Below are 23,872 nucleotides of genomic sequence, written 5' to 3'. Positions count from 1 at the left end.
GATAGGCCTGCTCATCCGCGCCCAACGCTTTAGCGGTTTCGGCAAGGGAATGGTTACAGAAAGCAGCCGTACCGTCATCAAAAGGGTGCGCTGCGGCAATTTCGGGGTAGATATATTCCAACCCAAATTGCTGTAAGGGCAAGGTCTTCAAAAATGGCGAAGCCGCGCCCAAAGGGTGCACTGCCGAACAGATATCATGCAGGTAGCCCGGCAAGGTGAGCTCCGCCGAGCGCAGGCCACCGCCGATGGTATCCTTACCCTCCAGCAACAAAACCCGCAAGCCATGCTGCTGCAGCAAAATAGCCGCCGCCAGCCCGTTTGGGCCTGAGCCTATAATGATGGCGTCGTAATCCGGTTTGGCGGGCATGGGGTAAATGTACCGCATTGCTTTATCGATAACAACATTAAACTGCGAACATTAATCCAATCCCGCTTTATTTACGTACATCCTACCAAAAACCTACTATGAAATATTTATACGCGGCACTTTTGGTGTCATTCCTGTTCGCATCCTGCAAAAGAGAAAAAGCCATTTTGGTTGAGAAAACTTATGTAGATAGCCTGATAACCCACTATACACTCCCCCGGCAGGTTAGGGACAACCAAACAGATATGGTGTTCTGGAAAAACCGGATATTGCCGAACAACCCCGGCCAGGCCAGCGAATCGAGGTATGATTCGACATTGATTACCCGTTTCCACGAGTTTGGCGATATACAGGATGTAAAAGCTGCCGAGGCGGTAGAAAAAGGCATCAACAAAACCTACAATAATTCGTTGGGCGGTACCTTTGTTTCGTTGGCCGCGATGGGCATGCTGCAACATCATTTCGCGCAGGCGGATACCCTTTTACAAATAGCGAAAAAGAAAGGTATCGAAACCTTTACGGCCAATACCATGTCGTTCGATGTGGATTTTGAGCTGGGCAGGTACTCCGAGGCTGAGCATTACCTCAAACTGTTAAGCAAGCAAAAAGATTACAGCTATTACTTCAGAAGGTCAAAATTTGACCATTTGAACGCCAATATCGACAGCGCGATAGCCAATATGATGAAAGCTGCGGAGCTGGGCAAAGAGTCTCCCTATCTGGAAGGCGTTGCCCTATCCAACGCCGGCGACCTGTACATCCACTCCGGTGACTTAGAAAAGGCTGCCGAACTGTACAAAAAATGTATACAACTGAACAGTGTCGATTTCCACAGTATGATGGGCCTGGGCTGGATAGCTTTGGTGCACGATAAGAACGATGTGCTGGCGCAGCGCATATACCAATTCGTCCAAACCAAAAACAAACTGCCCGACCCGCTTTTTAAACTGTACCAAATGGCACAGCAACGCGGTGATAAAGCACTGGAAAAAGATTATGCCACACAATTTGTTAAAGCAGCTACCGACACTGTTTACGGGCAGATGTATAACAAATATGTGATTGAAATATATACCGGCATATTGAACCAGCCTGCCAAAGCCGAATACCTTGCCAAAAACGAACTGAACAACCGCAGTACACCGCAAACCTATGCCTGGTACGCTTATACCTTATTTGTTAACGGGAAAAAAGACGACGCTTATAAAGTATTCGAGGGTCATGTATCGGGCGAACCATTGGAAGGCCTGGAGTTGTACTATATGGGCAAAATGATGAAGGGCTTAGGCAAAGGCTACAATGCACAGGAGTTTTTTAAAGCTGCCGATAAAAACCTGTACGACCTGAGCCCCGAAATGCAAAAAGACGTACAGGCCAATTCAGAAGAATAAGCGCTGGATAGTCCAGTAACAAGCTATTAAAGCTATAATTACCGAGAGCGGGATAACTACCCGTTTTCGGTAATATGGTTTATCGCCAAACCAACGGGCCAATAAAAAGTATGCGGTAATGATAACCGTTAACTGCCCCAGCTCCACGCCTACGTTGAACATAATGAGCGATATAAGGTAAGAGTTCTTTGGCAAGCCCAATTGACCTAAGGCTCCCGCAAAACCCATTCCATGTACCAATCCGAATAAGAATACCACACCAATACGCGAGGTTTTTAGCTTTGGCGAAAAGATGTTCTCCAACGCAACATACATAATGGACAACGCGATAACAGGCTCTACAATGCGTGCAGGTGGCGTGATGACATGGTACATGGCCAGCCCCAAAGTAACCGAGTGTGCAATGGTAAAAGCCGTGGCCTGAAACAATACAGGTTTCAACTTAGGGCTTAGAAGGAACAGGCTAAGGATAAACAGGATATGGTCGAAACCTAAAGGCAGGATATGCCTGTAGCCGAGCTTCAAATACACCCATGCGGCGCTCGCTCCCGACATTTTCTCCAACTCGCCCACTACCACATGCGCCCAAAGCGGTTGGCTGATGAGCAGCAATAACAGTAATATGCCTGTAACACGGCTATAATGCAAAACAGATGATTTGATATATTGGTCCATAATGGCGGATATGCTTGTTGATCTTTATTTGTCCTCTATAAAACAAAAAGCCGGAGAAATAACCCCGGCTTTTGTTTTTTAATTTAATTTCATTTAATTACCAGGGGGCAGCTTCGTATGGGAACACGGTTAAAAATGCTTTATCGTTTGCATTAACGTGATCTGAGGTCAAGCCTGGGTTCGAAGTGCCGTTGGGGCCGCCGAATATCAGCGTTAAGCTTACATCAATCACGTCGTCGTTCAATGCGCGTCCGGTCAAAACATTCGTACCATCGTAATAAGTGGTTTTTCCGGTCAGCGATACGTTCAGTACGTCTGTCGACAATACGCCCATAAAAGCAGAGGCGTTCAAACCTAAAATATTGCTGGTATAAGCGCCGCCGTTGTAAGCCTGTAACTGGGTTACAAATTTTGATTGGAAAGCCGCGCTCATTACCGATGGTATAGTAGCGTTAAAGGTATCCTTATCGGCAGCACCTACAAATACGGTAGCTATACCGGGGCGGCCAACCTGGTCGCCGGTAACTGCGAACACGGCACCGGTGTTAGGGTCGGTGGGTGTCGCATTGTTGTTGTTTTTGCTGCACGAGCTTAAAGCTGCTGTTAGGGCGCAAAAACTTAAGAGGGTTATGATATTCTTTTTCATGATCTTGATTTCTTTTTTCTTGTTGTTTACAGATTACATTTTTTGGTGTGTTTGCATCCAAACACCAATTTTTCCGGTGGTGCTGGTAAACATGCTTTTGGGTACTTCAACCACAACGCTCATTACGTTGGTACCGGCAAAGGTGTCGTTACCGGTTGGTAAGAAGCCGGTGGCTGTACCACCTGTAATTTTGTGGAATTGGTTCAGATCGAAAAAGAAAGGATCATCACGCGGTCCTGCAAAGGCTGTAATACCTGTCGAACCTGTTGCTGTAATCGGCGTGGTGGCGCTGTAGGGCGTTACCGGTACAACAACCGAAGCTGTACCCACTACCGTAGCGGCCAAACCTGTTTGGGCAGGTTTAACGGGACCATAAATGTACATTTGACCACCTTTGTACACACATTGAATCACCTGGTCTTCCACATTGTCGCCATTATCATCAATCTTGAACTCGATCATGGTGTTTTCGTCGAACGTTGCGGTGGCTGTTGTTGCCGGGCTCATTAAGCCCTGCACATTACCCACAAATACAAGGTTGTTTGTGTTTGCACCCTGGAACACATAAAGGTCGGTAATGTCGGTGCTTTTACCGGTTACTTTGGGCGCGTCGGCATGATCGGATGCCCAAAGGATGCCGCCGCCCAGGGTTAAAGCAGCCAGGGCGCAGGCAATAATTAGTTTACTGTTTTTCATTTTTTTTGTTTTTAAGTTGTAGATGTTGATTTGAAAGACTCTAAGTGTCTTTGCTTAGAGATACGCAAGCCTTAGCCCCTACGGATTTAAAATTTTGAAATATATATTTCAGCTTATCGCGAAAAGCCGAAAAAAAGACAAGAACAACGCTGTGAAAAATAGATATTCAAAAAACTGTATATCAGCTATTTAATTTGACTTAGACAATAAGAAAAAATGCGCGGAAAATAAATTTAAAATAACCCGGATGAAGCGCTATTTAAAGAAAACAGCCAGCTTGAGTTTGACAAAAAACGGTACGCCGGGTGTATAACTCACCTCGTCCACAGGTGCTTTTTCTCCTTTTAGCTGCGAGGTATACTCAAATTGCGATTCGTCCCACTGGCGGTTAAAAAGGTTCTCGATGGCTACGCCCAGCTCGTATCTTTTTTGGGTATAGTTGACGGCCAGGTCGGTAATAAAATAGCCTCGCGCGGTTAAAGTATAGTCGCTGTTGGCAGCCCTGTCGTGCAGGTACCGGTAACTGATGCCGCCGTTTATGCCATTGGCGAAACGGAAGTCGAGGCCTGCTGTGCTCGTTAAAGTAGGTGCCAGTGCCACGTAATCGTGGCCTTTGGCGCTGTCGATATAGCGGGGTTTTGCCGGGTTAACATTCAGGTTGGCAAATAACCATTTATTGAGCTGGTAGCGCGCCGAAAAGTCGACGCCTTCCCTAACCGAACGGCCGCTGGGGCCAACCGGGCCGCCGGGCTGGGCAATAAGGTCCTGCCCGAAAGTATATTCTTCCTGCAGGTATAAATACCATAGCGCAACGTTGATGAACAGGTTGGGCATGGGTTTCCAGTTTACGCCCAGATCGGCGCCGTAAGCTGCCGGTATCACCTCGAAACCCTGGTTGGCAATGGCAACCCTTGCATCGTTGGAGTGAAAGCCTTTACCCGTTTTTACATACAGCTGAATTTTGGGGTTGAAAGTATATTCGGCGCTTAGCTTAGGGCTGATAATAGCCTTTTGCGCATCCGGGTTAACCCCTTTAAAAATATCGGTGGCAAACGTATCGGTAACAGCAGCCAGGTTTTGATAATTGAAATGAAAATAATCCACGCGCAAGCCCGCGTTGAACAGCCACTTTCCTGTGCGCAGCGTTTCATCAACATAACTATTCACGTTCAATTCTTTCGCTTTTCCATATTGCAGGTGCTCTAAAAATTGCCCGTTTTCGGTATGGTCCAATTCGCTGGGGCTGATGTTATCGTACCGCGCACCCGCGCCTATTGTGGTGGTGAAAGCAGCATCCCCAACATCGGTAGTTTTTGATATCTTTCCATTATAGCCACCCAAATCCCGGGTATCTATCTGCCTGAACTCGTCGCCGGTGGTTGGGAAATAATAATCGAAACTAAAATTGGTAACCAGGTCAAAGTGGTAATGGGCGTACCATAATTGATTTTCCATTGTCCAGTTATTGCCCAGGTCGGTATTCAGTTTCAAGCTCAGGTTTGTACGACTGGTATGACCGCCCTGCGCACTATCCAAGACCCCAAAACGGTTGGCAATATATCCTTCCGACACCGCCCTGTCGGGTATTTCGCCCGCCGAGCGCCAATCCGATTTAAGGGTAGATGCAACCACAGTCAGTTGATTACTGTTACCTATTTTTGTAATGAATTTCTCGAAAAGGTTATATCGGGTAAAGTTTTCGGGCAAAGCAAAGGGGCCGCCATCCGAATATAACCTTTCGCCGGCTATATAGGCGCTGGTGCCTTTTTGTTTAGCTTTATCGCTTAACAGATTGATTAACGCCACAGTACGATAGGTATTGAATTGCCCAACTTCGGTTTTTATCATATCCTGATCAAGCACGGTTTTGGTATGATAGGCCACATAACCGGCTGTAGTGAAATCGCCTTTATCGGAATAGTAGGGGCCTTTGCCAAAATCGTAACCCGACACCGTTTCGGGGATGAGGAAGTGCAAATCGGCATAGCCTTGCCCGTGGGAGTGCGACACCATGTTTACCGGGATGCCATCTACCGAAACATTCACATCCGTACCATGGTCGGCATCAAAGCCGCGCAAAAATATTTGTTCGGCCTTACCGCCGCCCTGGTGTTGAGCTATGAACAAACCGGGCACCAAACGCAGCAAATCCTGCGCCGATTTGGCGGGCTGCATATTGAGGTCGAGGCTGCTGAGCGCACTAAATGTTTTGAGTGTTTGTGTATTGTTGGTAATAGTAATATCTTTTAAATTAACCGAGCTTTTTTCCAATTCTATTAAAATAGGTTTCCCGGGCTCCGCCTTTACTATTTCACTTTTATAGCCTACAAAAGTTACGCCAATGCTATCGCCCTGCGCATAGTTCAACACAAACTTTCCTTTCTTATCCGTCAAAGTGGTGTTGCCTGTTTTCAAGTCTGTGATTACAACCAACTCCACAGGCTCACGTGTCGATTTATCAACCACCAAACCGATGATTTTTTCGGCCCGGGCAAATAAGGCGAAACTGATGGAAAGCAAGAAGGTTAACGGCAGCAGTTTTTTCATGGGATTGTACAAGTGCTTTCATCCACTTACGGTAATTCAGTCTATGGGGTTTTTAATTCGTTAATCAGCCCGAAATTTAAACTGTGGGTTGTTTTGTTTTTAAATTGTCAATAAAGGCGATATTACGTAAATGTGGCATTCGTTGTGCCAAAAAATGTGATTTTTATCACGAAAAGGAATGCAATTCATCACTAATTTTTGCCGCAAATGGGCCTAATTTGGCAGTGTTGAAAGTTTAAATAGTGATGAGTCAGGCAAGCGTGTGATGTTCATCAGGCAAAAACAGCCTTCAACAACATTCAGGAAAAGTATTTGACAGTTTAATGACGATAATAAAAACCCCCTTATTGAGGGATTACTTAAGCGAATAAAACAAAAAAGATGCAAAGCAGCCGACCAATCGACATAGCGAATTTTTTTATAACGGGTATCAATTACAAAAAAACCGACGCCTGCACCCGGGGGCAATTCTCTATAAATTTTGATCAATATGAGAACATCCTCAAGCTTGCGCCTTTTTATGATATCGATTCGTTGTTTATCCTGTCTACCTGCAACCGCACCGAAGTTTATGGCTTTGCCGAAGACCCGGGCCAACTAATCGACCTGCTTTGCAGCCAAACCACCGGCGACCGTGAAACCTTTTCCCATTTAGCTTACCTCAAAAAAGGGCAAGATGCCGTGGAACATTTATTTAATGTAGCTGCCGGTTTAGACTCACAAATTTTAGGTGACTATGAAATCATCGGTCAATTAAAGCAGGCCGTTAAGTTTTCGAAAGAACGCGGCTTTATGAATTGCTTTAGCGAAAGATTGTTTAACTACGTTTTGCAATCATCAAAAACCATTAAAAACAGTACTGCATTGAGCGATGGCACTATTTCGGCTTCGTTTACCGCGGTACAGTATATCAAAGAAAACATACAAACCGATCTGGCCAACAAAAAAGTGTTGGTAGTAGGCATAGGTAAAATTGGCCGCAATACCTGCAAAAACCTGGTCGACTATTTAGGCGCGCCGCATATTACTGTAATCAACCGTTCGGTTGAGAAAGCAATCGAGCTTGCCGCCGAGCTGAAGTTGAACTACGCCACCCTTGACGAGCTGCCGGCTTATGTTGATGCGTCGGACATTATTTTGGTAGCAACCAACGCCACCGATCCTATTATCATGAAGGCACAACTCGAAAACAAGGGCGATAAACTGATCATCGATTTGTCGATACCTTATAATGTACAGTCTTCCGCAAGAGAATTGGAAAACATCACATTATTGAACGTGGACGAGCTTTCGAAACTGAAGGACGCCACTTTGCAAAAACGCGTTACCGAAGTACCAAAAGCCAAAGAAATCATTGTCAAACACATGGACGATTTTATGGATTGGTGCAGGATGAGAAAAAATGCCCCGGTATTAAACTCCATCAAAACAACCTTGAACGAGATTTATATCCAGCATCAATTATTGGTCGATACCGAAGGCACCACCATACACGCCGATCGGAAAATACAAATGGTGGTAAATGACATTGCCTCAAAAATGCGCGACCAAAACCAGCGTGGCTGCCATTATATAGAAGCCATTAACCTATTTATGGCAAACGGGCAAGCAATTGCCGTGTAACATCAGCTTATCAGGCCAACAACTGTTTTTTGGGCAGCATAACGCTTTCAACCAAATCAAACAATTCTTTCTTCACTTCCCGGTATTCGGCAGTGAGATTGGTTATCAGGTACTCCAGTTTTACCTGTGCAACGGCCAGCTCGTCGGCACTTTCGGGGATAACATCCTCGGCCATCAATTCAACTTTTTTTAACTGCCTTGTCAGCAACTCACGGGTTTCTTTCTCGTCTGTTTCGAGTACGATGAGGCGTGCACTCACAGCACCGAAGCGTTCAATATGGTCGCGGTTTGCAAGGCGCGTAAAGTAATCATCAAGCAAGCGGTACAAAAATGAGGTCTCTATCCTGTAGAAGTCAAGATCGGACAACCAATGCCTCGCAATTACATAGTACTGCAACGAGCGGGCCGACATAGCTGTAATAGTTTCCATAATATCGAAGAATGTTAGGTGTACAATAAAGTTGTAAAAAAATCTGTAGAGACGGCATGACTACAGTCAACATCCTGTGTGATGGTTATCATCGTAAAAAAATAACCTGAGACCATGCCGGGTATCAGCAGGATAAGTGACAACTATCAGTATCTCATCGACTTATTGTAGTTACATTTGTTAAGCAATCAGGGTTCTCCTTTTTCGCCCAACCAAAAACCTGCGTTATGGAAACGATATCTGACTACAAAAACACAAAGGCCGTGTACCTGCAATCATTAGGGGCCGCCCAAACGGTTACCGGCTCAAAGCACCTGCTTAAAACACCCGGATTAAACATACTGATTGATTGCGGTTTGTTTCAGGGTATCAAGTCGTTGCGCCAAAAAAACTGGGATAAACTGCCTGTTGACGTAGCTTCCATTGATGCCATGATACTGACCCACGCGCATCTGGATCATTGTGGCTATATACCCTTACTGATTAAAAATGGGTACAAAGGCAAAATATACATGAGCCCCCCCACACGCGACCTTACAGAGCTGATATTGCGCGACAGTGCCAAGCTGCAGGAAGAGGATGCTGAAAAAGCAAACAGGCACGGCTACTCCAAACATCACCCTGCCCTACCGCTTTATACCACTGCCGATGTGGAAAACGCGCTCCCGCATTTTGTTACTATTAATACCGGTAAACCTTATAGCCTCAATACGCATATAAGCTTCCAGCTTTACGTGGCCGGGCATATCCCCGGTGCCTGTAGCGTAGCCATTAGCTGTTACGGGAAAGCGATAGTTTTTTCGGGCGATATTGGCCGTTACCATTCGGAACTGTTACCCGCACCTACACACCCCGCCAAGGCAGATATGGTAGTGATGGAATCAACCTATGGCGACAGGCTGCACGAAAAAGGCGACACCATGCAGCAAATGGCCTTTATGGTTAACGAAACCATATTTAACAAAGGGAATATCATCATTCCTTGCTTTGCAGTTGGCCGCGCGCAGGACGTAATGCACATTTTGTACAAATTGAAACAGCAAAAACTGATACCCGCAGCTATCCCCGTTTTTTTGGACAGCCCGATGGCTTCATCGGCAAGCAAGGTATTGTTGCGATATCCGGAGTGGATAACCATCAGTCAAAAAGAATGTGAACAGATGTTTAGCGGCGTAACCATAAACCAGGATTATGATGGCACCGAACGCATCATCCGCCAAAAGGGGAGCAAAATTATACTGGCCGCCAGCGGCATGCTTACCGGTGGCCGGGTTTTGGAGTACCTGAAACATTACATCGGCGACCAAAGGAATACTATACTAATTATAGGTTATCAGGCAGAAGGAACGCGCGGAAGGGCTTTGCTTAATCATGCACACGAAATTAAGATACACGGGCTATTTTTACCGGTGAAAGCGCAGGTAAAAGAAATAGGCGACCTGTCAGCACATGCCGACCAGGCCGAGTTGATGACCTGGCTGAAAGCTTTTGCACCTGCCCCGGCAAATGTATTTCTGGTACATGGCGAACCAGGCGCGCAGGAAGTATTAAGGGTTAAAATAAACAGCGAAATGCATCTTGATGCCTGTATTTTAAAGCAAGATGAAGCAGTTTGGCTTTTTGATGTAGACGAACCAGCTTCTACCTCTGTTTAACACTATCAGGTAAACTAACGGCTTTCAAACAACCATTTAAATGGCTTTTGCTTCATTTTGGGTTTGAGGCCATATTGTTTGATGCTTTTTTCGCGGATGAGGATTACAGCTTCGTCAATATCGTCGGTTACCAGGTATAGTTGGGTATCCAGCGGACCAATGGTACCTGCTTTTTGCATAATCGCGATTTGTTCAATCAATTCATGATAGTAGTCATTTCCAAAAATAACGATCGGGAAATCCTGTATTTTATGGGTCTGTATAAGGGTGATAGCTTCAAAAAATTCATCAAGCGTTCCAAATCCCCCTGGCATCACCACAAAAGCAAAGGAATATTTGACCAGCAGCACCTTGCGTAAAAAAAAGTGCCGCATGGTTACCCATTTATCGAGGTATGGGTTATGCGTTTGCTCCACAGGCAATTGTATGTTACAGCCAACGGAGCGTCCACCGACATCTTTAGCGCCTCTGTTGGCGGCCTCCATCAGGCCGGGGCCGCCGCCGGTAAGTATGGTAAAGCCCAATTTGGCAAATTCAGCAGAAGCGTTACGCGTCAATTGATAATAAGGGTGGTCTTCTTTAAACCTCGCCGACCCAAAAACAGTGATACAAGGCCCTATAAAATGCAGCGCCCTGAATCCACGAATGAGCTCCAGCATGGTTTGAAAAGCAAACTTGAACTCCTTCCATCTTGACTGCGGCCCGTCTAAAAATTGTATTTCGGCTTTATTCATGGTGCGCTAAATTTACCATGTATACGCAACAAAATAGTGACCAATATCACTTTTTAAAGTGAAAACAATTACATTCGTATCGAGTTGCTATTGTGATATTTGCGGGAACCATCACAATTTGGTACCGCGCCCGTGGAGATTATGGAAAACGCTGCCTTACTAAATGCAATCATAGAGAATGCTATTGATGGTATTATAACCATTGATGACCGGGGAACGGTGGAAACCATCAATCCGGCCGCTTGCAAGCTTTTTGGTTACACGCCCGAAGAAGTAATCGGCAACAAAATCAATATGCTGATGCCCCCTCCCGACAGCGAGCAACATGACCAATATATCAGCCGGTATGAGCACACAGGAAAACCCCATATTATTGGCAAAGGACGTGAAGTATTCGGGCTGCGAAAAGACGGCTCCAAATTCCCTTTCAGGCTTGCTGTTAGCGAGGTTGCCTATTCTGGTCGCAAAATTTATAACGGCTTTATCCACGACCTGAGCCGTGAAAAAGAAGCCGAAGAGCAACTGAAAGAGTACGCCGCCCATTTGGAAGAACTGGTTGAAGAGCGCACCTCCTCGCTAAAGAAAACAGTTTTTGCCTTACAACAAGCCAAAGAAGAGGTGAGCCTATCCTTAGAAAAAGAAAAAGAATTGGGCCAATTAAAGAGCCGTTTTGTATCGATGGCATCGCACGAGTTCCGCACACCTTTGAGCGCGGTACAATTATCAGCCTCGCTCATCGAAAAATATGCAGTCGGGTTTGAGAACCCGAACATCAGCAAACATGTGGCCAAAATAAAAAATGCTGTTGGCAACCTCACCACCATATTAAACGATTTCCTTTCGCTCGAAAAACTGGAGGCCGGAAAGGTAGAACCCGAATTTAACAGCTTTGACCTGGTTAAGCTGAGCGAAGAGATTACCGAAGAGATGCAGATGATAGCCAAACAAAACCAAACTATCATTTACCAACATACCGGCATCAGCAGCGTCATCAAATTGGATCAAAACCTATTGAAGAACTGTATCATCAATTTGATGTCGAACGCCATCAAATATTCGGGCGAAAACACCTTTATAGAGTTTAATACCGAGATAAACAGCACAAATTGTATCGTAACCGTAAAAGACAATGGCATTGGGATACCCGATACCGACCAAAAACACTTGTTCGAAGCATTTTTTAGGGCGCACAACACGGGCAACATACCCGGAACGGGTTTGGGGCTAAATATAGTTGCCCGCTATGCAGATTTGATGCGTGGTAAGGTCGACTTTAAAAGCGATGTAAACCAAGGCACATCATTTACCATCAATTTTCCATTATCATGAGCAAAAAAGTACTTATTATTGAAGATAACGATGATATCAGAGATAACATTGTTGAGATATTAGAACTGGCAGGATACATTGTATACGCTGCCAACAACGGAAAAACCGGTGTTGACTTGGCCATGAAACACTTGCCCGACATCATACTGTGCGATATTATGATGCCCGAACTTGACGGTTACGGGGTTTTGTACCTGCTGAACAAAAACCAGCAGACCGCAGCCATTCCTTTCATTTTCCTTACCGCGAAAGCCGAACGGCTTGACTTGCGTAAAGGCATGGAAATGGGCGCCGACGATTACCTGACTAAGCCTTTTGACGACATGGAGCTTTTGAACGCTATTGAAAGCCGTTTAAAAAAGAAAGAGTTGCAACAAAATTTCTATAGCAAATCGTTAGACAGGTTGGGTACATTGATATCAAAAAACAATGGGCTTGCCGAGCTAAAGAAAATCATACAAGAGCGTAAAACCCGGCAATTTAAAAAGAACCAGGTAATTTATTACGAAGGCGACAAAGGCAACGGGCTTTACCTGCTTTTGAGCGGAAAGATAAAGACCATTAAACTGGCCGAAGACGGGCGCGAACTGATGACCGGCATTTATACCGATGACGATTATTTGGGGATCACCGCAGTATTATCCAACGAGCCATTTTCTGATACAGCAACCGCCCTGGAAGACAGCACGCTATGCCTTATTCCCAAAGACCAGATTGAGCCCTTGTTAAACCTGTACCCCGATGTGGCAAAGGAGTTTATCAAATTGTTGGCTAATGACATACGCGAGAAGGAAGAACAACTGTTGCAATTGGCCTATCACTCCGTTAGGAAAAGGATGGCCGAAGCGATGCTGAGGTTGGGCAAACAAGGTGCCAAAAACGGAGAGACTTTTAAGATGACCCGCGAAGACCTGGCAGCAATGGCAGGTATGGCCACTGAGACCGTTAGCCGCACCTTGTCTGATTTTAAAGACGAAGGTTTAATTGATAAAAAAGGAAGCACCATTACCATACTCGACCTTCAGCGGCTTACCAGAATGAAAAACTGATAAGGATCACTTTTTTGGCTGACTGTACTCACCATATACAGCCCTCAATAACAATAGTTTTGTTTATCAAAAAAAATTATTGCGGATGAAGGCGGTAGCATATAGTATAAAACCTTTCGAAAAGGAATTTTTGGCCAAGGCCAACCGAAAAAAACACGAGATTACATTGATCTCGAACCCGCTAAGTCTGGATACTGCCAGTTATGCAAAAGGGAAAGATGCCGTTATTGTATTCACCAACGATGATTTGTCGGCCTTGGTTATCAAAAAACTGGCCGACAATGGTATCAAATACATAGCGGCACGCTCATCGAGCACCGACCACATCGACAAAGAAGCCGCTGAGAACGTGGGTATCAAAATAGCCAATGTACCATCATACTCACCCCTGGCTACTGCCGAACACGTAATCGCGCTCACTTTTGCCCTCAACCGCCATGTGGTAAAAGCTGCCGATCACAGCCAAAACTTTGATTTCAGGAGCGATGAGTTGCTGGGTTTCAATTTATCGGGCAAAACAGTTGGTTTAATAGGCTTGGGCAATACAGGTTTGGCCGTTGCGCAAATTTTTAACGCGTTGGGCTGCAAAGTATTGGGCTACGATGTTCATTTCCCAACGGGAGCGTCGAATGTAAAGCGTGCTACGTTAGCCGAAGTTTTGGCAAAATCCGACATCATATCGCTCCATTTACCGCTCACCCCTTTTACAAAGCACCTTATCAATAAAGACACGTTTAGCCAGATGAAAGACGGCGTAATGCTGATCAATACATCGCGTGGTGCCATTATAAATACCACCGACCTGCTTGAAGCATTGGATACCGGTAAAATAGGGTATCTGGGCCTTGATGTTTATGAATACGAAAAAGGCCTGTTTTTTGAAGACCATGAAGATGACGCGGTTAAAGATCAATTGCTGCAAAATCTGATGAAACATTCCAACGTACTGGTAACCCCTCACCAGGCCTATCTAACCAAAGAATCGTTACAGGAAATAGCAGACCAGACTATAAAAAATCTTGATATGTGGCAGGCCAACAAACCTGCATACAGTGAAGGGACGTTAATAAGTGCATCGAAACCATAATGACAAGCAAAACTATGTTGATGCACCCGCACGATAACGATTTAGCCAAAAAATATAATGTGGCGGTACCGCGCTATACCAGCTATCCTACCGTACCTTATTGGGATGCCGATACTTTTAGTTCGGAAGCCTGGGAGAAGTCGGTAAGTTTTTCGTTTACTGAAAGTAACTCCCTAAATGGTATCAGCGTGTACATACACCTGCCTTTTTGCGAAAGCCTTTGTACCTATTGCGGTTGCAACACACGTATCACAAAAAACCATGGCGTTGAGCAGCCCTATATCAAAACCTTGTTGGCCGAATGGGCCATGTATCAAAAAATATTTGGCGCAAAGCCCATTATCCGCGAATTACACCTTGGCGGCGGTACCCCTACCTTTTTTAGTCCCGAAAACCTGCAAACTTTAATAAACGGCATATTGGCCCAAAGCGAAGTGCACCCGGATGCTGAATTTGGTTTTGAAGGACACCCCGGCAATACTACTGCCGAGCATTTACAAACCTTGTACAATCTTGGTTTCCGCCGTGTAAGCTTAGGCATACAGGATTTTGATCCCAAAGTTCAATGGGTCATCAACCGCCATCAAAGCTATGAGCAGGTATTGGAAGTAACACAACAAGCACGCGCAATAGGCTATACATCAGTAAATTACGACTTGATATACGGCTTGCCGATGCAAACACTGGCCGGCATGACCGATACCATGCAGAAGGTTTTTGAGCTGCTGCCCGATAGGATAGCGTTTTACAGCTACGCCCACGTGCCCTGGATAAAACCCGGACAACGCAGTTTTACCGAGCATGACCTGCCCAACCCTGAACTAAAAAGCCTGTTATACGAAACCGGCCGCCAACTATTAAAAACAGGTGGGTACGAAGAGGTCGGCATGGACCATTTTGCATTGAAACACGACGAGCTGTTAAAAGCCCAGCAAACAGGGAAACTGCACCGTAACTTTATGGGTTATACTAACCAACATACCCAGTTATTGGTGGGCCTTGGGGTATCGTCCATCAGCGATTCGTGGTATGCCTTTGCCCAAAACGTTAAAACGGTTGAAGAGTACACCAAACTGGTTGACGAAGGTAAATTACCCGTTTTTAAAGGCCATATACTTACCCGGGATGACCTGATTATCCGCAAGCACATCCTTAATATTATGTGCAAGGGACATACCAGCTGGAACCAGCAACAAGAGCCTTGTGCCGCCGTGTTGGACGCCTTGGATCGCTTGATGCCATTGGCAGATGATGGCCTGATAGAACTTGACCAATATGGTTTAAAAGTGTTGCCAAAGGGCAACCGCTTCCTGCGCAATATCTGTATGGCGCTCGATGCCCGCCTATGGGCCAACGCGCCTAACTCTCAATTGTTCAGTATGGCCGTGTAATGGCGGCTTCCGTTCATACGGAGGTCCTTTCATTAATTTATGCCCATAAAAAAAGCTGTTAGCAGCTTACACGGCTAACAGCTCAACACTGAACTTAAATTAACTTTTAGGAAAGGGTATTACAATAACAGGTGTTTCTTGATACAAATATGGGTGTTACGGCTGTGTTAAGTGATGACAAATCCCCACACAAAAAGTTGATGTTTGTCACTTTCTACTCTACGGGCAATTGCTGACGCCCGATATCTGGCTTTGCGGACTCAGATAGGGAATATTGAGTGCAAGGCCGCGCATTATAAACCAAAAGCCCAGGCAAACCATTAGGTAAGGTATCACTTTGTTGATGCGCCTGCGTACAACGGGCCCTGTGAAGCCTGCACCGACAGTAGCCAGCAACATAAGCGGAAAAGTGCCCATGCCAAACCAAAACATATATTGCGCTGCGGCCACCGGTGATGAGGTGTTAACAGCCCCCACCAAAGCAAGATACACAAAGCCGCAGGGTAAAAAACCGTTAAGTAAACCAACAATAAGGTGCCCTGCCTTGTGTTGTAGTGCGTAGGCCAGCAGCCGGTTAAAAGGTGATAACAGGCGCGACAGTAACTTACCCTCGCTTAACCTCACCTTAAACAAGCGCGAAAGGCCGGCCATAACAATAAGCAACCCGCTCAGCAAACTCACCCCCTGCTGCAAACCGTAAAGCCACAATTGCCTGCCAATCAGGCCAATCAACAACCCTAAAAAGGTGTAGGTAATAACACGCCCGCCATTGTACAACAGCTTATCAACCAATGTTAGCCATTTGTTGGTATGAAACGATGGCACTGCAAAAGCCAACGGGCCGCACATGCCTATGCAATGCACACTGCCAAACAAACCTATAAAAAACGCGAGCTCGTAAATGCTCATTTTAGATAAACTTCCTTTTGATATAGATAAGCCTTGTTGTTGCTTACCCAGTCGAACACAAATTGCCATTGGCCTTTGCCGACAAGCACCACCGGGAACTGTGCTTCTTTCCCGTCGATATTATAGGTTTTGTCCATGGCATCATTTGAGGGGCGCATAAAGGTGATGGTGCCTTTCGCCGGCTGATCAAAGGTAAGTGTAATGATACCTCCGCTTATTTTGATTACGGGCTGAGCATGGTCTTTTACCACCTGGGCCTCTTTGTTATAGAATTTATCAAAGTTTAGACCCTTTTCGTAATACTGGTGGTCGTACTGATCTTCGGGTGCCATAAACATATAAACACTCATCGCGATAATAAAAAGCATGAAAACGATCATGCCTCCAACAATTCCTTTTCCCCAGTTCATTTTTCTTTAATTTATAGGTCCTACAAAACTTGTACTAACTTTTTGAACAACTTGATGATTCCTGATAAGCTGCAGGCCAACATCCGTTTTAGTGGTGGTAATCTGCTTTCTCGGTATCATAATAAAAAACACCGCCTTTGCCGATTCACCACTACCGATGCGGCCCGGCGCCTGTATATATTGTATTTTGATAGACGGGTCTATCGGTTGCAATACAATATCCTGGCTTTTATTGGTTTTGTTGATTACCTCCATATTGTAAATATTGCTGATGTAGCCACCCGGTTGTTCCTGGTACAGCATGCCGGCACTGCGCATGATGGTAATATCCATATCGCTCCGGCTGAATATGAAAATGCCCAAAGCAACGGTCAATATCGTGATAACAGCAGTGTAACCCTTCATCCTTAAATTAAAGGTAGGTTTTTCCTGCTTGTGTATCATATTCTCGGAATAGAACCCGATCAGGTTACGGGGCTTATGGATCTTGTCCATCACCTCGTCGCAAACATCAATGCATGCAGTGCAGTTGATGCACTCCAGTTGTGTTCCTTTACGGATATCTATCCCGGTAGGGCAAACATCGATACACAAACCGCAGTCAACGCAATCGCCCTTGGTGCTCGGTCCTTGGGCATGCCGGTCCAACTTGCCGCGTGGTTCGCCACGCACATCGTTATAGGCCACCACCAGGGTGTTTTGGTCCAACAGCACTCCTTGCAACCTGCCGTAAGGGCATATCAAAGTACAAACCAACTCACGCACCTGACTGTACACCAGATAAAAAACAGCTGTGAAAACCCATATGGCGATAAAACCTACCAAGTGAAGCTGTATCGGTTCGACCATGATTTTTATCAGGCTATCGCTACCGATGATATAGGCCAAAAAAGTGTTGGCAATGAGGAACGACAGCACGATAAAAATAAGGTGCTTGCTCCCTTTCTTCAATAGCTTCTCGTTGGTCCAGGTACCGGCATCGAGCTTTTTGCGTTTTTTGGCATCGCCTTCTATCCAAATTTCTATCTTACGGAAAACCATTTCCATAAAAATAGTCTGGGGGCATATCCAGCCGCAAAATATGCGACCAAAAGCGATGGTAAACACCACGACACATACCAGGAACACGAGCGAGGCCAGCATGAACAAAAAGATATCCTGCGGCCAAAACACCTGCCCGAAGATGACGAACTGCCTTTCGAGCACGTTTAAAAGCAGCAAGGGTTGCCCCTTTATTCGTATAAAAGGCCCGGCAAAAAACACCACCAGATAAAAATAGCTGATGATGCTGCGCCATTTATAAAATATCCCCTTACGAATAAGGGGATACATCCATTTACGTTTTCCGTTATCCCATCCGGCCACTAATCCATCGTCCATCTTGTATACGCGTTTGGTGTCTATGCTTTTTTGAGCGCTTTGGTTACAGCTTTTGTACTGTCAACATCTAACATTTTTATACCCTGCGGCTCTTTAGGGTTAGGCGGGTTGGTGCCATGTAACGATTTTACATAGTTGGCCACATCCGATATTTGCTTTGGCGAAAGTGTTTTCTCCCACGAAAGCATACCCTTTGTTAATACACCGTACTTAATGGTTTTAAACAAATCGTTGATTTTGTTGCCATGCAACCAGAAATCGTCGGTTAAGTTAGGCCCAACTTTGCCTTCGGCATGTTGGCCATGGCATACTACGCAGTTTTGTTTAAATATGGCTTGCCCCGATGCCAGCACGGCTGGATCTTTTGTCAACTTCACGGTAGTTTCGTCAACACGATTGGCTTGTTTGCTCAGGTATTCTTTTTTGGCAATATCCGCCTGGGCTACTTCTGTTTTATACTCATCGTACTGTAATTGCCCGATACCGAACACATGATAAATGAGCAGGTAACATACCGCAAAAACGATGGTACTGTAAAACAAAAACATAAACCACGATGGTGTTGGGTTGTCCAACTCTTGTATGCCATCGTATTCGTGCTCCATCAACAAGTCCTTTTCTTCGGAAAGCGGCCTTAACGAGAGTAGTTTGTTCCATACCTGGCTATTATCCTTTTTTTCCTTTTTAGACGGTTTCATTTCAGCGGCAATCTGTTCCTCGGTATAACCTTGCGATTTAAGGACGACCTTTGTAAGCACATTAAAAGCACGTAGAACCACCAATAATACCACTACAAACAAAATCAACGTAAACACGATGAGGCCATAGCCGATATAATTCATCACATCGGCGGGCAACAGGCTGTCGTCGGCAGCTTTTGCAGGATTGAAAGCAAAAACCAAACCCAGCAGTAATATTCCTTTTAAGTATCTCATAGCGTTAAAGTGTTTGATGAATTTAATGCACCATCTTCTAAAGGCAAATCGCTCATGTAGTCAACATGCTTTTTGCGGAGCTTAATGAGCAGCACCGCTACTGCAATAAAAAACACAACGAATATTCCCATTGAGGCAATGAGGTACACCTGATCGCCATCTATATTTTCTGTAAATTGCTTAAACATCGTCTTAATTATTTTTCGGGTGTTTTATTTGCTTTAATATCCATACCCAAGCGTTGCAGGTAGGCTATAATCGCTACTATTTCCTTATCGCTGCTTACCTTAATATGGTCTTTGGCCAGGTTATCGGCAATGCCTTTTGCTTGTTTGTCCAGATCGCGGTTGGCTACCTTTTCGTATCCCGGTGCGTATGGTACGCCCAGTGTGCGCATGGCATTTATTTTGGCTACGGTTAAACTGGTATCGAGCTTCTGGGTAATCAGCCAATCGTAATCAGGCATGATACTACCCGGCGACATTGAGCGCGGATCCATCAGGTGGTTATAATGCCATGCATCAGGATATTTGCTGCCTTCGCGTGCCAAGTCAGGTCCGGTACGTTTGGATCCCCACAAGAACGGGTGGTCGTACACAAATTCGCCGGCCTTGCTGTACTCGCCATAACGCTCGGTTTCTGAGCGGAACGGTCGTACCGTTTGCGAGTGGCAGTTTGAACAACCTTCCCTAATGTACAAGTCGCGGCCTTGCAATTCTAATGGTGTATATGGTTTAACACTGGCTATGGTAGGGATGTTGGACGAGATAGTCAACGTTGGCATCAGCTCCACAAAAGTGCCTACCAATATCACCAACAGCGATATGATCATGAATTTAATTGGCTTACGTTCCAACCTGCGGTGCCAGGCCAACTCGGTATCGCTCTTTTTAAATGGTTCGAGCGGCATGGCTTGAGCAGCTTCGTTGGCTACCAGGCTACCTTGCATCATGGTGCGTGCCAGGTTATATGCCATGGCTATAACACCCACCAGATACATGGTACCGCCTATTGAACGCATCACGTGCATAGGTATAATGCGCAATGTGGTTTCCAGGAAGTTAGGGTATTTCAGGATGCCTTCGGGCGTAAACTCTTTAAGCATAAGGCCTTGTGTAAAGCCGGCCCAGTACATCGGTACCACATAAAACAAAATACCTAAAGTGCCTATCCAAAAGTGGAACGAGGCCAGCTTTTTAGAGAACAGCTCTGTTTGATAGATACGGGGTATCAACCAGTATAAAATGGCGAAGGTCAGGAAACCGTTCCAACCCAAAGCGCCAACGTGTACGTGGGCGATAATCCAGTCGGAAAAGTGCGCGAAGGCGTTAATCTGTTTTAGCGACAGCATCGGGCCTTCAAAAGTGGCCATACCGTAGGCTGTTAAACCCACCACCATAAATTTAAGCACAACATCGTCGCGCACCTTGTCCCAGGCACCGCGCAGGGTAAGCAAACCATTGATCATACCGCCCCAGCTTGGCGCGATAAGCATAATGGAAAACGCCACACCCAATGATTGCGCCCATCCCGGCAGAGTGGTATACAATAAGTGGTGCGGACCAGCCCAGATATAAATAAAAATAAGCGCCCAAAAATGCAGTATACTCAGTTTGTATGAGTAGATAGGCCTGTTGGCCATTTTAGGTAGAAAATAATACATCATACCTAAATAAGGCGTAGTGAGGAAGAACGCAACCGCGTTATGCCCATACCACCACTGCACCAATGCATCCTGCACACCGGCGTATACCATATAGCTTTTGGTAAGGCTTACAGGTAACTCAACCGAGTTAACAATGTGCAACACGGCGATGGTAACAAAAGTTGCTATATAAAACCAAATGGCCACATACAGGTGGCGTTCGCGACGTTTAAATATGGTACCAAACATATTGATACCGAAAACCACCCATATCAGCGTGATCAGGATATCGATAGGCCATTCCAGTTCCGCATATTCGTGCGAGGTGGTGATACCCAATGGCAGTGTAATTACCGCCGACACGATGATGAGCTGCCATCCCCAAAAGTGGATCTTGCTCAGCACATCGCTAAACATACGGGCTTTTAACAAACGCTGCAGGGAGTAGTATATACCCATAAAAATAGCGTTGCCAACAAATGCGAAAATTACCGCATTGGTGTGCAGCGGCCTGATACGGCCAAAGGTGGTGTACTGGTTGCCCATGTTCATTTCGGGCTTATATAATTGCATGGCAATGATAAGGCCCACCAGCATACCGATTATCCCCCAAACAACCGTGGCTATGCCAAAGTTGCGGACGATTTTGTTGTCATAGTAAAATTTTTCGGGTTGCATAATAAGGGTTGTGTTATGGTTGTAAAAATAGATTTACTGTAAAAGCTGCGGAATGACGGAAGTAGTGTTCAAAAGGTGACGGGCATCATTTTTCGGGCGTGGGCTTGTCATCGTCAAGCAGTATGCGGATGGAAGGGGTATACAGATCGTCATTCTGCCCGCTTTTTTGCGACCAAAAGAACGCGCCTAAAAAACACAAGGCCAGGAACACGCTGCAGCCAATCAAAAAATAGATGATGCTCATAATAGTTTTTTGTTTTTAGCCGCAAAATGAGTTGCAAGGCTGGTGAAGGATATGATGGTTACCGTGCTTAAAGGCATCAGTATGGCCGCTATGAGCGGCGAAAGATTGCCCGTAACCGCGTAGCTTAAACCGATTAAATTATAGGTGAGCGATATAAGGAACGAAATATGGATGATGGTTACCGTGTCTTTTGCAAAACGTAGAAAAGCGGGTAACTTCTCAAATGAGCGCCCGTCTAAAATAGCGTCGCTGCCGGGCGAAAAATTATTTACATCGTCGGTTACGGCAATGCCCAGGTCGCTTTGTTTTAAGGCGCCCGAATCGTTCAGGCCATCGCCAACCATCATCACGCTGCCACCATACAACTGCAAGCCTTTAATAAAGTCGAGCTTGTTTTGTGGCGACTGATTGAAAAGCATGCTGCCTGCGTGTTTGAAAAACCGCACAAGCTCAAAACGCTCATGGTCCTGATCGCCCGAAAGCAGGAACATTTTATAAGTTTCGTCCAACCGGCTTACCTTATCCAAACCATCGCGATAATGGTGCGCAATGGCAAAATAACCCAGGTACAAATCGTCAATCAATACAAAAACCTTGGTCAAATCGGTGGACTCTTCAGCCTCACCGCTTAAAACCAATTTTGCGCTGCCGATGCGCAATCTGTGGCCATCTACTTCGGTGAGGATGCCTTTGCCCGGAATTTCGGAGTATTTGCTCACCGGCAATTTAGATACCGCATTGCCGATGTGATTACATACCATCCGGCTCAAGGGATGTATAGAGTTGCTACAAGCACTATAAATTAACTGTTTATGATAGCTCGACATGTTGCCGACGGCAACCACATTGTTGTTATCGCCATTGGTAATGGTGCCTGTTTTATCCATCACGATGGTATCAATGGCCGCCAGTTGCTCAACCACACCGGTGTTTTTAAGATAAAACAGGTTTCGATCGAATATGCTGAGCGCCGCCGACATGGTAAACGGCGTGCTTAAAGCCAGTGCGCATGGGCAGGCCACAATAAGCACGGCCGTAAAGGCGGCAATGCCCCTGCCCAAATCCGTCGGCAGCCAAAAGGCCAGCGAACCAAAAGCCACTAACAACAATACGATGGTGAAATATTTACTTACCCGCTCGCTAAAGGTCTTCATGCGGTTATCCTGGCTGCGGGTAAACGCTTCGTTGTTCCACAACTGGGTAAGGTAGCTTTGCGATACCGGTTTTATCACTTCCAGTTCGATGGCTTCGGCGGTTTGTCTGCCACCGGCATAGATAATTTCGCCGAGGGTTTTATTTACCGGAACAGCTTCGCCGGTTACAAAGCTAAAGTCGATCATGGCCTCGCCTTTCAATAAAATGGCATCAGCGGGAATGATTTCGTTGTGGCGGATCACCATACGATGGCCCGTGTGCAACTGAGAAAGCGGTATAGGCTTCTCAATCGCATCCTGGACTACATGGACAGCTACGGGGAAAAACGAGCGATAATCGCGCTCGAATGAAATATGATGATAGGTCTTTTTCTGGACAAATTTTCCCACCAATAAAAAGAACACCAGGCCACAAAGGGTATCGGCAAAACCGGCACCTGTGCGGGTGATGACTTCGACGATAGTGCGGCCAAACAGTACGGCAATACCCAGGGCCAGAGGGAAATCGATATTTAATACTTTGTTGCGCAGGTTTTGCCATGCCGAAACAAAATAGCCCCGCCCGCTATAAAACACCGCAGGTATAGAGAACGCAATATTTAACCAGCCAAAAAAGTGTTTAAAAGCCACATCGTGTAAGGGTATGCCAAAATATTCGGGGAAGCTTAACAACATCACATTGCCAAAGCAAAAGCCGGCAACCGCTATTTTCAATACCAGATTGTCTTTTTGCGGCAGGTTTTGCTTTTTTATCAAATCCTGCAGGCTGATAAGCGGCTCGTAGCCTATATCGTATAAAAGCCCGACCAATTGCTGCAGGCTTAATTGTTTGTGATCGAAACGGATATTGAGCTGCTTTTTTAGAAAATCGACCCGACAATAATGCACCGCGGGGTT

The 23,872-nt window shown here is 45.6% G+C and carries 20 protein-coding genes and 1 pseudogene; 7 read left to right on the top strand and 14 right to left on the bottom strand.

Annotated features, from left to right (window positions below):
* On the bottom strand, positions 1–385 hold a 385-nt coding region (locus tag QZX97_RS00795; protein ID WP_295655724.1), incomplete at its 3' end, for an FAD-dependent oxidoreductase.
* 80 nt (positions 386–465) lie between these two features.
* Between QZX97_RS00795 and QZX97_RS00790 the strand changes: the two genes are divergently transcribed.
* A complete protein-coding gene (locus QZX97_RS00790) occupies positions 466–1,758 on the top strand; it encodes a hypothetical protein (protein ID WP_295655725.1) in 1,293 nt (430 codons plus the stop codon).
* Here the strand turns inward: QZX97_RS00790 and QZX97_RS00785 are convergent.
* The 3 genes and pseudogenes from QZX97_RS00785 to QZX97_RS00775 form a co-directional block, all read right to left on the bottom strand.
* On the bottom strand, positions 1,747–2,433 hold the full coding sequence (locus QZX97_RS00785) for a HupE/UreJ family protein (protein ID WP_295655726.1): 687 nt from the start codon (positions 2,431–2,433) through the stop codon (positions 1,747–1,749). The genes QZX97_RS00790 and QZX97_RS00785 overlap by 12 nt on opposite strands.
* A gap of 97 nt (positions 2,434–2,530) precedes the next feature.
* Positions 2,531–3,775 (bottom strand): annotated as a pseudogene (locus QZX97_RS00780) (DUF4331 family protein).
* Between the two features lie 255 nt (positions 3,776–4,030).
* Positions 4,031–6,322 (bottom strand): TonB-dependent receptor, encoded by a 2,292-nt coding sequence (locus QZX97_RS00775; RefSeq protein WP_295664008.1) that lies wholly within the window; start codon positions 6,320–6,322, stop codon positions 4,031–4,033.
* A 381-nt stretch (positions 6,323–6,703) separates the two neighbouring features.
* On the opposite strand from QZX97_RS00775, the gene hemA reads away from it, so the two are divergent.
* On the top strand, positions 6,704–7,945 hold the full coding sequence (gene hemA / locus QZX97_RS00770; RefSeq protein ID WP_295655728.1) for a glutamyl-tRNA reductase: 1,242 nt from the start codon (positions 6,704–6,706) through the stop codon (positions 7,943–7,945).
* Between the two features lie 10 nt (positions 7,946–7,955).
* Here hemA and QZX97_RS00765 read toward each other — a convergent pair whose 3' ends face one another.
* Positions 7,956–8,375, bottom strand: coding sequence for a hypothetical protein (locus QZX97_RS00765; RefSeq protein WP_295655729.1), 420 nt, complete (start codon positions 8,373–8,375; stop codon positions 7,956–7,958).
* Positions 8,376–8,602: 227 nt separating this feature from the next.
* Between QZX97_RS00765 and QZX97_RS00760 the strand changes: the two genes are divergently transcribed.
* Positions 8,603–10,030: an MBL fold metallo-hydrolase gene (locus QZX97_RS00760; protein ID WP_295664005.1), complete on the top strand. Its 1,428-nt coding sequence runs from the start codon at positions 8,603–8,605 to the stop codon at positions 10,028–10,030.
* A 14-nt stretch (positions 10,031–10,044) separates the two neighbouring features.
* Here QZX97_RS00760 and QZX97_RS00755 read toward each other — a convergent pair whose 3' ends face one another.
* Positions 10,045–10,764 (bottom strand): TIGR00730 family Rossman fold protein, encoded by a 720-nt coding sequence (locus tag QZX97_RS00755; RefSeq protein WP_295655731.1) that lies wholly within the window; start codon positions 10,762–10,764, stop codon positions 10,045–10,047.
* A gap of 141 nt (positions 10,765–10,905) precedes the next feature.
* Here QZX97_RS00755 and QZX97_RS00750 point away from each other — a divergent pair, with 141 nt between their 5' ends.
* From QZX97_RS00750 to hemN, 4 genes are all read left to right on the top strand, one after another.
* Positions 10,906–12,093 (top strand): PAS domain-containing sensor histidine kinase, encoded by a 1,188-nt coding sequence (locus QZX97_RS00750; protein ID WP_295655732.1) that lies wholly within the window; start codon positions 10,906–10,908, stop codon positions 12,091–12,093.
* Positions 12,090–13,142, top strand: a complete 1,053-nt coding sequence (locus QZX97_RS00745; RefSeq protein ID WP_295655733.1) for a response regulator — start codon at positions 12,090–12,092, stop codon at positions 13,140–13,142. The genes QZX97_RS00750 and QZX97_RS00745 overlap by 4 nt, the downstream gene beginning before the upstream one ends.
* Before the next feature lie 85 nt (positions 13,143–13,227).
* Positions 13,228–14,229 (top strand): 2-hydroxyacid dehydrogenase, encoded by a 1,002-nt coding sequence (locus tag QZX97_RS00740; protein ID WP_295655734.1) that lies wholly within the window; start codon positions 13,228–13,230, stop codon positions 14,227–14,229.
* The gene (gene hemN, locus QZX97_RS00735) at positions 14,229–15,620 is read left to right on the top strand and encodes an oxygen-independent coproporphyrinogen III oxidase (RefSeq protein WP_295655735.1); all 1,392 of its coding nucleotides are present in this window, start codon (positions 14,229–14,231) and stop codon (positions 15,618–15,620) included. Before QZX97_RS00740 ends, hemN begins: the two co-directional genes overlap by 1 nt.
* Before the next feature lie 219 nt (positions 15,621–15,839).
* On the opposite strand, the gene QZX97_RS00730 is transcribed toward hemN, so the two are convergent.
* From QZX97_RS00730 to QZX97_RS00695, 8 genes are all read right to left on the bottom strand, one after another.
* Positions 15,840–16,529 carry a sulfite exporter TauE/SafE family protein gene (locus QZX97_RS00730; RefSeq protein ID WP_295655736.1) on the bottom strand — a complete coding sequence of 230 codons (690 nt, stop codon included), beginning with the start codon at positions 16,527–16,529 and terminating at the stop codon, positions 15,840–15,842.
* Positions 16,526–16,939, bottom strand: coding sequence for a FixH family protein (locus QZX97_RS00725; protein ID WP_295655737.1), 414 nt, complete (start codon positions 16,937–16,939; stop codon positions 16,526–16,528). Before QZX97_RS00725 ends, QZX97_RS00730 begins: the two co-directional genes overlap by 4 nt.
* Positions 16,940–16,945: 6 nt before the next feature.
* On the bottom strand, positions 16,946–18,319 hold the full coding sequence (ccoG, locus tag QZX97_RS00720; RefSeq protein WP_295655738.1) for a cytochrome c oxidase accessory protein CcoG: 1,374 nt from the start codon (positions 18,317–18,319) through the stop codon (positions 16,946–16,948).
* Positions 18,320–18,339: 20 nt separating this feature from the next.
* Positions 18,340–19,254 (bottom strand): cbb3-type cytochrome c oxidase N-terminal domain-containing protein, encoded by a 915-nt coding sequence (locus QZX97_RS00715; protein ID WP_295664003.1) that lies wholly within the window; start codon positions 19,252–19,254, stop codon positions 18,340–18,342.
* Positions 19,251–19,442 (bottom strand): hypothetical protein, encoded by a 192-nt coding sequence (locus tag QZX97_RS00710; RefSeq protein WP_295655740.1) that lies wholly within the window; start codon positions 19,440–19,442, stop codon positions 19,251–19,253. The genes QZX97_RS00715 and QZX97_RS00710 overlap by 4 nt, the downstream gene beginning before the upstream one ends.
* An 8-nt stretch (positions 19,443–19,450) precedes the next feature.
* A complete protein-coding gene (ccoN, locus tag QZX97_RS00705) occupies positions 19,451–21,577 on the bottom strand; it encodes a cytochrome-c oxidase, cbb3-type subunit I (RefSeq protein WP_295655741.1) in 2,127 nt (708 codons plus the stop codon).
* Between the two features lie 85 nt (positions 21,578–21,662).
* On the bottom strand, positions 21,663–21,821 hold the full coding sequence (ccoS, locus tag QZX97_RS00700; protein ID WP_295655742.1) for a cbb3-type cytochrome oxidase assembly protein CcoS: 159 nt from the start codon (positions 21,819–21,821) through the stop codon (positions 21,663–21,665).
* A partial coding sequence (locus tag QZX97_RS00695) for an HAD-IC family P-type ATPase (protein WP_295664001.1) occupies positions 21,818–23,872 on the bottom strand: 2,055 nt, incomplete at its 5' end. The genes QZX97_RS00695 and ccoS, both read right to left, overlap by 4 nt.

The organism is uncultured Mucilaginibacter sp. (genome assembly GCF_903893715.1).
GTDB lineage: Bacteria > Bacteroidota > Bacteroidia > Sphingobacteriales > Sphingobacteriaceae > Mucilaginibacter.
The sequence above is the reverse complement of the archived record's forward strand: the minus strand, read 5'-3'. Positions and strand labels throughout refer to the sequence as shown.

What these genes read in the sequence shown, in the direction of transcription:
- hemN (WP_295655735.1), top strand. Translation starts at nt 14,229, where the DNA reads ATGACAAGCAAAACTATGTTGATGCACCCGCACGATAACGATTTAGCC.
- QZX97_RS00755 (WP_295655731.1), bottom strand. Translation starts at nt 10,764, where the DNA reads ATGAATAAAGCCGAAATACAATTTTTAGACGGGCCGCAGTCAAGATGG.
- QZX97_RS00750 (WP_295655732.1), top strand. Translation starts at nt 10,906, where the DNA reads ATGGAAAACGCTGCCTTACTAAATGCAATCATAGAGAATGCTATTGAT.
- QZX97_RS00745 (WP_295655733.1), top strand. Translation starts at nt 12,090, where the DNA reads ATGAGCAAAAAAGTACTTATTATTGAAGATAACGATGATATCAGAGAT.
- QZX97_RS00710 (WP_295655740.1), bottom strand. Translation starts at nt 19,442, where the DNA reads ATGTTTAAGCAATTTACAGAAAATATAGATGGCGATCAGGTGTACCTC.
- QZX97_RS00790 (WP_295655725.1), top strand. Translation starts at nt 466, where the DNA reads ATGAAATATTTATACGCGGCACTTTTGGTGTCATTCCTGTTCGCATCC.
- QZX97_RS00775 (WP_295664008.1), bottom strand. Translation starts at nt 6,322, where the DNA reads ATGAAAAAACTGCTGCCGTTAACCTTCTTGCTTTCCATCAGTTTCGCC.
- QZX97_RS00730 (WP_295655736.1), bottom strand. Translation starts at nt 16,529, where the DNA reads ATGAGCATTTACGAGCTCGCGTTTTTTATAGGTTTGTTTGGCAGTGTG.
- QZX97_RS00740 (WP_295655734.1), top strand. Translation starts at nt 13,228, where the DNA reads ATGAAGGCGGTAGCATATAGTATAAAACCTTTCGAAAAGGAATTTTTG.
- ccoS (WP_295655742.1), bottom strand. Translation starts at nt 21,821, where the DNA reads ATGAGCATCATCTATTTTTTGATTGGCTGCAGCGTGTTCCTGGCCTTG.
- hemA (WP_295655728.1), top strand. Translation starts at nt 6,704, where the DNA reads ATGCAAAGCAGCCGACCAATCGACATAGCGAATTTTTTTATAACGGGT.
- QZX97_RS00760 (WP_295664005.1), top strand. Translation starts at nt 8,603, where the DNA reads ATGGAAACGATATCTGACTACAAAAACACAAAGGCCGTGTACCTGCAA.
- QZX97_RS00765 (WP_295655729.1), bottom strand. Translation starts at nt 8,375, where the DNA reads ATGGAAACTATTACAGCTATGTCGGCCCGCTCGTTGCAGTACTATGTA.
- QZX97_RS00715 (WP_295664003.1), bottom strand. Translation starts at nt 19,254, where the DNA reads ATGAGATACTTAAAAGGAATATTACTGCTGGGTTTGGTTTTTGCTTTC.
- ccoN (WP_295655741.1), bottom strand. Translation starts at nt 21,577, where the DNA reads ATGCAACCCGAAAAATTTTACTATGACAACAAAATCGTCCGCAACTTT.
- QZX97_RS00725 (WP_295655737.1), bottom strand. Translation starts at nt 16,939, where the DNA reads ATGAACTGGGGAAAAGGAATTGTTGGAGGCATGATCGTTTTCATGCTT.
- QZX97_RS00785 (WP_295655726.1), bottom strand. Translation starts at nt 2,433, where the DNA reads ATGGACCAATATATCAAATCATCTGTTTTGCATTATAGCCGTGTTACA.
- ccoG (WP_295655738.1), bottom strand. Translation starts at nt 18,319, where the DNA reads ATGGACGATGGATTAGTGGCCGGATGGGATAACGGAAAACGTAAATGG.